The organism is Microcystis sp. M53598_WE2 (genome assembly GCF_030067735.1).
Classification (GTDB): domain Bacteria; phylum Cyanobacteriota; class Cyanobacteriia; order Cyanobacteriales; family Microcystaceae; genus Microcystis; species Microcystis aeruginosa.
Genome location: NZ_JASJFE010000888.1, coordinates 1 through 2,145, shown reverse-complemented (window position 1 = coordinate 2,145; position 2,145 = coordinate 1). Strand labels below are relative to the sequence as shown.

Here is a 2,145-nt window from a genome sequence, read left to right as displayed (position 1 = left end):
CCCCCGCCTATCGGCACCCCCCTTATCAAGGGGGGCAGGGGGGATCGAACCTAAAATCTATTCTTAATTTAATTATAACCAGCTACTTAGAAATTTTCAAACAGAAGCAATGGCAGCCCTAGAAAAGGCCCTAGAAAAAGAAGCGGAAAACTCGATCGCCACCGTGATTAAATTAGCCATATCTCAGTGACAACGGCAAGAGACTGACATCAACACCATGGACGACAAAGAGAAGGACAACCTAAAATCTTTTCGCTAATTTTGCCATAGACTGCACCCTTTGCTTCTAAAATGGGCTATTGCGGCTAGACCCGAATATTGGTCTAGCATTTGCCCGTAGACTGAAAAAAGCACGTTATAAAGATTATGGCCAAAGTTCTGGTATCCGATTCGATCGATCCGGTAGGAGTAGAAATTCTGTCACAGGTTGCCCAAGTGGACGTGAAAACAGGACTATCCGCTGAGGAAATCATTCAAATTATCCCCGAATACGACGCACTGATGCTCCGTTCCAGTACCCGCGTCACCAAAGAAATCGTCGAAGCGGGCAGCAAACTGCAAATCATCGGCCGCGCGGGGGTAGGAGTCGATAATATCGATGTTCCCGCGGCCACTCGTCAGGGTATTATTGTCGTTAACTCTCCCGAAGGTAACACGATCGCCGCTGCCGAACACGCCTTGGCCATGATGTTATCCCTTTCCCGTCACATTCCCGATGCCAATCAGTCGGTAAAAGCGAATAAATGGGAAAGAAATCGCTTTATCGGCACAGAAGTTTATAAAAAGAACCTAGGAGTCGTCGGTTTAGGGAAAATTGGTTCCCACGTCGCCGCCGTTGCTAGATCCCTAGGCATGAAAATTCTCGCCTACGATCCCTTTATTTCCAAAGAACGCGCCGATCAACTCGGTTGCACCTTGGTGGATCTAGAATTACTCTTTGCTGAGTCCGATTTTATCACTCTCCACGTCCCGAAAACTCCCGAAACCCAGCATCTCATCGGTCGGGAAACCCTCCCTAAGATGAAACCCACGGTCCGCATCATTAACTGTTCCCGCGGCGGCATTATCGACGAGTTGGCTTTAATTGAAGCCCTCGAATCCGGTAGAATCGCCGGGGCAGCCTTGGATGTATTTGAACAGGAACCTTTAGGCGAATCTAGATTAAGAGAATTATCTAACGTCATCCTCACTCCCCACCTAGGCGCATCGACTACGGAAGCACAGGTGAATGTGGCTATTGATGTGGCCGAACAAATTCGCGATGTCCTCCTCGGTTTGCCAGCGCGTTCGGCCGTTAATATCCCCGGACTAACTCCCGATGTTATGGAAAAACTGCGCCCTTACCTGCAATTAGCGGAAACTATGGGTAATCTCGTCAGCCAGTTAGCAGGAGGTCGCTGTGACTCGTTAAATGTCCGTTTACAGGGAGAATTGGCCACTAAAGACAGTCAACCCCTGGTGATAGCGGCAATTAAGGGTTTACTTTCCCAAGCCCTCCGGGAACGGGTAAACTATGTTAATGCGGCGATCGAAGCTAAGGAACGCGGTATCCGGGTAATCGAAACCCGGGATGCTTCCACCCGCGACTATTCGGGATCGATTCATTTGGAAGCCAATGGTTCCATGGGTACCCATTCCGTCACTGGGGCGCTGTTAAGTAACGGAGAAATCCGCATTACTGACCTCGATGAGTTCCCAATTAACGTGCCACCGAGTAATCATATGCTATTCACCCTTCACCAGGATATGCCCGGTATTATCGGCAAAATTGGCGCACTTTTAGGCAGTTTTAATGTCAATATCGCCAGTATGCAGGTAGGACGCAAAATTATTCGCGGTGACGCAGTTATGGCCCTGAGTCTCGATGATCCTCTACCAGAAGGTCTTCTCTCGGAAATTACTAAAGTCCCCGGTATCCGCGATGCTTACACAGTAAAACTCTAGATTAAATCAGTTATCAGCTTCTGAAGGCAAGAGGCAACCCCCCACCCCCCCTAGGGTTGATTCAAGGTAAGCTAAACGGCTTTTACTTCGGATCACCGATATAGACTCCAAAAGGGTTATAGCTGTTGGATCATGCAGGTTAAGCGCCGTTTAGCTTAGGGTTGATTCATGAATCAACCCTACTACCGACATCGGGGGGGT

The 2,145-nt window shown here is 48.8% G+C and carries 1 protein-coding gene; it reads left to right on the top strand.

Going from position 1 to position 2,145, the window contains the following annotated elements; all coding sequences use genetic code 11:
- Positions 1 to 366: 366 nt before the first annotated feature.
- Positions 367 to 1,944, top strand: coding sequence for a phosphoglycerate dehydrogenase (gene serA / locus PX636_RS18130; protein ID WP_002795895.1), 1,578 nt, complete (start codon positions 367 to 369; stop codon positions 1,942 to 1,944).
- Positions 1,945 to 2,145: the final 201 nt, after the last annotated feature.